Raw genomic sequence first — 6,067 nt, forward strand, 5'->3', positions numbered from 1 at the left:
GGCCTGAAAAGCATGGGGCGCAGCCCCTGCTTCTCAGGGGCGCGGGGAACTGCGCGACCAGCCCCCACCGGACCCGCGGGTGGGGGTCGAAGGGGCGCAGCCCCTGTGGATGGGACGGGTAGGGGCGGCGGGGGCGCAAAACGTAGGCTTCGACACGTGAAAGAACACTTCGGCTTCGGCCCGGCCACCGGCATCGGTTCCATGCCCGGCGGCGACGCCCGAGAGGCCGCCAAGACCGTCACCGGGACGTTCGAGTGGCCCGAGACGGGGATGGCGTACCTGCCCGAACTGCCCGGCAGGGGCCCCGGCGCCGACATGATCGGCAGAACCGCCGGAATGCTGGTCGAGCTGTACGCGCGCGTGGAGCCCAGCGGTTGGCGGATCGGGGACCGGCCCGGGCGGGACAGCAAGCGGGCGCGGTCGTGGCTGGGCGAGGACCTGGACGCCCTGGAGGAGTTCACGCAGGGGTACGACGGCCCGCTGAAGGTGCAGGCCGTCGGCCCGTGGACGCTCGCCGCCGCCCTGGAGCTGAGGAACGGCGAGGTGGCCCTCTCCGACCCCGGCGCCTGCAGGGACCTCGCCGGCTCGCTCGCCGAGGGTCTGCGCCAGCACCTCGCAGAGGTCCGCCGACGCGCACCGGCAGCCCAACTCGTCCTCCAGCTCGACGAACCCTCCCTCATCGCCGTCCTGCGCGGCCAGGTGAGGAGCGCGAGCGGCTACCGCACCCACCGCGCCGTCGACCGCCAACTCGTCGAGGCCACACTCAGGGACGTCATCGACGTCCACACCTCGGAGGGTGCGGTCGTCGTGCACTCCTGCGCCCCCGACGTACCCTTCGCGCTCCTGCGCCGGGTCGGCGCCACCGGGATCTCCTTCGACTTCTCCTTGCTCACCGAACGTGACGACGACGCGATCGGGGAAGCGGTCGAGGGGGGCACGAAGCTGTTGACCGGTGTCGTGCCGACGGCGGAGGGCCCATTGTCGGACCCTGCCGGTAGCGTCATGGGTGTCAGGACGCTGTGGCGCAGGCTGGGGCTGCATCCGGGGCTTCTCGCGGAGGCGGTCACGGTCACTCCGACGTGCGGGCTCGCGGGGGCCTCCCCGGCGTACGCGCGCCGGGCGCTCGCCCATTGCGTCAAGGCGGCGAGATCTCTCGCGGACAACCCAGAGTAACGGGAGGACAACACGGTGGCCGGCGACAAGGACGCACAGCCCACATCGGTACCCGCCGAGGCACGCGAGAAGCACGCGCGGCTCGCCGAGCAGATCGAGGAGCACCGCTTCCGGTACTACGTGAAGGACGCTCCCATCGTCAGCGACACGGAGTTCGACGAACTCCTGCGCACCCTGGAGGCGTTGGAGGAGGAGTATTCCGAGCTGCGCACCCCGGACTCGCCGACGCAGAAGGTCGCCGTCGAGTACGAGACCGACCTCGCCGAGGTGGAACACCGCGAGCGCATGCTCTCCCTCGACAACGTCTTCGACGACGAGGGGCTCGCCGCCTGGGCCGAGCGCGTGGCCAAGGACGTCGGCACGTCCGACTACCACCTGCTGTGCGAGCTCAAGATCGACGGCCTCGCGGTGAACCTGACGTACGAGGACGGCAGGCTCACCCGTGCCGCCACCCGCGGTACCGGGCGGACCGGCGAGGACGTCACGCCCAACGTCAAGACGATCGCGGAGATCCCGCACCGGCTGAAGGGCGACCGTGTCCCGCGGCTCGTCGAGATCCGTGGCGAGGTCTACTTCCCGATGGAGGCCTTCCAGGGTCTCAACGAACGCCGCGTGGCGGCCGGTGAGAAGCCGTACGCCAACCCCCGCAACTCCGCCTCGGGTTCGCTGCGCCAGAAAGACCCCAAGGTCACGGCCACCCTGCCGCTCCACATGGTCGTCCACGGCATCGGCGCCCTGGAGGGCTTCGACGGCGGTTTCACCCGTCTCTCCCAGGCCTACGACCTCCTCAAGTCCTGGGGCCTGCCCACCGCCGAGCACAACAAGGTGGTCGACGACCTCGACGGCGTACGGGAGTTCATCGCCCACTACGGCGAGAACCGCCACTCCGTGGCGCACGAGATCGACGGTGCGGTCGTCAAGCTCGACGAGATCCGTCTGCAGGGCCGTCTCGGATCGACGGCGCGCGCACCCCGCTGGGCGATCGCGTACAAGTACGCGCCGGAAGAGGTCAACACCAAGCTCATCGACATCAAGGTGGGCGTCGGCCGGACCGGCAGAGTCACGCCGTACGCCCAGGTCGAGCCGGTCACGGTGGCCGGCTCGGAGGTCGAGTTCGCCACGCTGCACAACCAGGACGTCGTCAAGGCCAAGGGCGTCCTCATCGGGGACACGGTCGTGATCCGCAAGGCCGGTGACGTCATCCCCGAGATCCTCGGGCCGGTCGTGGACCTGCGCGTCGAAGGCGGGACGCGGCCGTTCGTGATGCCGGCCGAGTGCCCGGAGTGCGGGACGACGCTGCGTGCGATGAAGGAGGGCGACATCGACCTGCGTTGCCCCAACGCCCGCAGCTGCCCGGCCCAGTTGCGGGAGCGCGTCTCGTATCTGGCGGGCCGGGAATGCCTGGACATCGAGCACTTCGGCGGTGTCGCCGCCGCCGCCCTCACCCGGCCCCTGGAGCCGGCCGACCCGCCCCTGGTCGACGAGGGCGACCTCTTCGACCTCACGGTGGAAAAGCTGCTTCCCATCAAGGCGTACGTCCTGGACGCGGACAGCGGTCTGCCCAAGCACGACCCCAGGACGGGCGAGCCGAAGATCGTCACCGTCTTCGCCAACCAGAAGGGTGAGCCCAAGAAGAACACGCTCGCTCTGCTCGAGAAGATCGAGGAGGCCAAGAGCCGTCCGCTCGCCCGTTTCCTCAACGGGCTCTCCATCCGCCACGTCGGACCGGTCGCCGCGCAGGCCCTGGCCCGCGAGTTCCGTTCGATCGACCGTATCGAGCAGGCCACGCAGGAGGAGCTCACGGCGGTCGACGGCGTGGGCGCCATCGTCGCGAAGGCACTCGAGGAGTGGTTCGCCGAGGAATGGCACCGAGAGATCATCCGTAAGTGGAAGGTGGCCGGTGTCCCGCTGGAGGAAAAGGGCTCCGGCGAGGACGAGGGACCCAGGCCCCTCGAAGGGCTGACGGTCGTCGTGACCGGCACACTCGAACACCACACGCGCGACGGGGCCAAGGAAGCGCTGCAGAGCCGGGGCGCCAAGGTGACCGGTTCGGTTTCGAAGAAGACCTCATTCGTCGTAGTGGGTGAGAATCCGGGCTCCAAGTACGACAAGGCGATGCAGCTCAAGGTGCCCGTCCTGAACGAGGACGGCTTCGCCGTGCTGCTCGAACAGGGACCGGACGCGGCGGCGGAAGTCGCGCTCCCGATCGAGGAGTAGGGGTTGAAGGCCACCCGTTCGGCGCATACCAGATGCATACGGGTGGCCGGTCGCATTCGGGCAACCGACGTCGACCGCTGCCCGTGGAAGCCTTGTGCGGCCTACTGTTGAGGTGTGCGCCTGCCGTGCCCGGACGCGTGGTGGGTTTCGGACGCGGTGCCGTTGAGGTTGTCGGGAGCAACGGGCCGCGTGGCGTGGGCACCGCCGGCTGTGAGAGGGACGGGAATGGAACCGACCGAGAGCGTCGCCCCGGACTCACGGCTGCGCCTGCGCCGGGTGTCCGGGGCCTGGCGATGGGGGCGCTCCCTGCTCATGGGAGGACGCCCGTTCGAGGGAAGCCGAGAACGGGGCCCCGGGCAGACGACGACGGCGGGGTCCAGGGTCGGGGCGGCACGGCCGCCGGGCCGTGCGGGCGCGAGCGCACGCGGCTCCCTCGTACCGGGCCCGGCACAGCTCACCTCCGGCACCACGGTCGGCACGGGTGGAGCACCTGCCGTCACGGGCGCCCTCAGCGAGGGCCGCGCACACGAACTGCCGGGGCACGACGCCGATCGGCACCTGTCCTGGCCCGCGCTGCCCGCCGTGATCGTGGGCCTCGCCGGCGCCATCCTGGGCGCCGGCTTCTACCGGGCGTTCGCCGGACAGCACGCGCTCTTCCCGGCCGGAGCGGTCGGCTGGTCCCTCGCCCTCCTGACCGGCATCATCGTCGGCCATCTCGTCGCCATGGGCCGCGCCCGCTGGTGGGGCGGCACCGGCTCCGGCGCCGCCCTCACCCTCGCCGTCCTGCTGCTGTACGGCTGGGTGGCCGCCGGGATGGTCAGCCTCACCGTCGTCGTCCTCGTCGGCATCGCCCGCCGGGGCCGCTGGCGCCAGGGCGTACTGCACGGCGCGGTCGACATCCTCGGCATCGGCGCCGGCGCGCTCGTCCTGAGGGTCTTCGGCCGCGTCCCCTCGGTGGAGCGGCCCTGGGACCCGGACAGCTGGAACCTCTACTCGGCGCCCCAGGTGGCCCTGGTCGCCATCGCCTATCTCGCGGTCAGCCGCGCCCTGCTCTGGCATCTGGCCGCACCGCGCGGCGGTCTGCCCACCGTCGCGCGTACGGCCCTGGTCAGACAGGGGCTCGTCGCCGTCGCGCTGCTCGGCATCGCCCCGCTCGTCTGTGTCGTCGCCACCGCCCAGCCCCTGCTGCTGCCACTCTTCGCCATCCCTCTCATCGCGCTCGACTCCACCTTGTGGATAGCCCGCGCCCGGGCCGAGGAGCAGCTGCGAGACCCGCTCACCGGACTGCCGAACCGCCAGTGGCTGCTGGAACGGACCTGGACCGCCCTGGACGACGCCGAACGCATCGGCGCGAGGTCGGCACTGATGCTGATCGACCTCGACCGCTTCAGGTCCGTCAACGACACGCTCGGGCATCTCGCGGGCGACCGGCTGCTGTTGCAGATAGCGGATCGGCTGCGGGTCGCCCTGCCGCGCGGAGCGGAGGCCGCGCGGCTCGGCGGTGACGAGTTCGCCGTACTGCTGCCCGTCGCCGACTCCACGACGTCCGCGTCGCGTGTCGCCCGCAACCTCGTCGCCGCGCTCGGCTCACCGCTCGACCTCGACGGGCTCACCCTCGTCCTGGAGGCCAGTGCCGGGCTCGCCGTCTTCCCCGACCACGCGCTCGACGCGGAGGGGCTGCTGCGGCGGGCGGACGTGGCGATGTACCAGGCGAAGCGGGACCGTACGGGCGTCGAGGTGTACGAGTCCAAACGGGACTCGAACACCCCGGACCGGCTCGGTCTGCTGGGCGATCTGCGGCGCGCGCTCGACGCCCAGGAGGTCGAGCTGCACTACCAGCCGAAGGTCCGTTTCGACGGCCAGGTCGCCGGCCTCGAGGCTCTGGTGCGGTGGGTGCATCCCGAGCGGGGGAAGGTACCGCCGGACGAGTTCATAGCGATCGCCGAGTCCTCCGGGCTGATGCCGCATCTGACCGAGTACGTACTGGAGACCGCGCTCGCGCAGGTGGCGAGGTGGCGGGCACAGGGGCTGCACGTACCGGTCGCCGTGAACGTGTCGCCGCGCGATGTCCACACCCCCGGCTTCGCGGGCGCGGTGGCCGCACGGCTCGCCCGCCACGGGGTTCCCGCCGGGTCGCTGCAGCTGGAGATAACCGAGCATGTGCTGCTCGAAGATCCCCAGCGGGCCGCGGACACCCTCGCCGGGCTGACCGGGCACGGGGTGAAGATGTCGCTCGACGACTTCGGGACGGGGTACTCGTCGCTGGTGCATCTGCGGCGGCTGCCCGTGAGTGAGCTGAAGATCGACCGGTCGTTCGTGGCTCGGCTGGCGATCGACAACGAGGACGCGGAGATCGTGCGCTGCACGGTGGATCTCGCGCATTCGCTCGGGCTGCTCGTCGTCGCGGAAGGTGTCGAGGACGACGAGACGTGGGAGCGGTTGCGGGATCTCGGGTGCGACGCTGTGCAGGGGTGGCTTGTCGCTGCGGCGATGCCTCCCGAGGAGGCCACGGCGTGGTTGCGGGCGCGGGGGTCGCGGGGGTGGCAGCGGCCGGCCGCGGCTTTGCCTGCGGCGACGGCGGACGAGTAAGCGCCTGACAGCTCGGGGAACGCGGGTTCGTGGGCGGGTGCGGGCACGGTGGGGCTTCTCGCGCAGTTCCCCGCGCCCCTAAAGATCC

General features: G+C 71.1%; 3 protein-coding genes. All 3 read left to right on the forward strand.

Translation table 11 applies throughout. From position 1 onward, the window contains the following. Positions 1–156 precede the first annotated feature (156 nt). The 3 genes from ACFU53_RS45865 to ACFU53_RS45875 all read left to right on the forward strand — a co-directional run bounded on the left by ACFU53_RS45865 (position 157) and on the right by ACFU53_RS45875 (position 5,979). Positions 157–1,173 (forward strand): methionine synthase, encoded by a 1,017-nt coding sequence (locus ACFU53_RS45865; protein ID WP_384006092.1) that lies wholly within the window; start codon positions 157–159, stop codon positions 1,171–1,173. A gap of 15 nt (positions 1,174–1,188) precedes the next feature. Beyond that, on the forward strand, positions 1,189–3,390 hold the full coding sequence (gene ligA / locus ACFU53_RS45870) for an NAD-dependent DNA ligase LigA (RefSeq protein WP_384006094.1): 2,202 nt from the start codon (positions 1,189–1,191) through the stop codon (positions 3,388–3,390). 225 nt (positions 3,391–3,615) lie between these two features. Beyond that, complete coding sequence (locus ACFU53_RS45875; protein ID WP_384006096.1) at positions 3,616–5,979, forward strand: putative bifunctional diguanylate cyclase/phosphodiesterase; 2,364 nt, start codon at positions 3,616–3,618, stop codon at positions 5,977–5,979. Positions 5,980–6,067: the final 88 nt, after the last annotated feature.

Source organism: Streptomyces sp. NPDC057474 (assembly GCF_042802555.1).
Classification (GTDB): domain Bacteria; phylum Actinomycetota; class Actinomycetes; order Streptomycetales; family Streptomycetaceae; genus Streptomyces.